This window comes from Allobosea sp. 05T438 (assembly GCF_056396025.1).
This window is the reverse complement of the sequence record NZ_JBFTKQ010000062.1, coordinates 1-527: the sequence shown is the minus strand read 5'-3', so window position 1 is coordinate 527 and position 527 is coordinate 1. Positions and strand designations below refer to the sequence as shown.

Annotated in this window: 1 protein-coding gene; it reads right to left on the bottom strand. The window is 63.2% G+C overall.

The window, feature by feature from the left end; translation table 11 throughout:
• The coding region (locus AC1DIN_RS29925) for an amino acid ABC transporter ATP-binding protein (protein ID WP_476812362.1) at positions 1–527 on the bottom strand (527 nt) is incomplete at both ends.

Sequence of the window (527 nt, the reverse complement as noted above, 5' to 3'; positions counted from 1 at the left end):
CTCGTTGGGGGTGTTCATCTCGACGATCTGTCCGGCGTCCATGAAGATGACGCGGTCGGCGACCTGGCGGGCGAAGCCCATCTCGTGGGTGACGCAGAGCATGGTCATGCCCTCCTCCGCCAGCGAGACCATGGTGTCGAGCACTTCCTTCACCATCTCGGGGTCGAGCGCGGAGGTCGGCTCGTCGAACAGCATGATCTTCGGGCTCATGCACAGCGAGCGGGCGATCGCGACACGCTGCTGCTGGCCGCCCGAGAGCTGGCCCAGATACTTCGCCGCCTGCTCCGGGATCTTGACGCGCTTGAGATAGTGCATCGCGATCTCCTCGGCGTCCTTCTTGGGCATCTTGCGCACCCAGATCGGCGCCAGCGTCAGGTTCTCGAGGATCGTCAGATGCGGGAACAGGTTGAAGTGCTGGAACACCATGCCGACATCGCGGCGGATCTCGTCGATCTTCTTGAGATCGTTGGTGAGCTCCGTGCCATCGACGATGATCTGGCCCTTCTGGTGCTCCTCGAGCCGAGCCG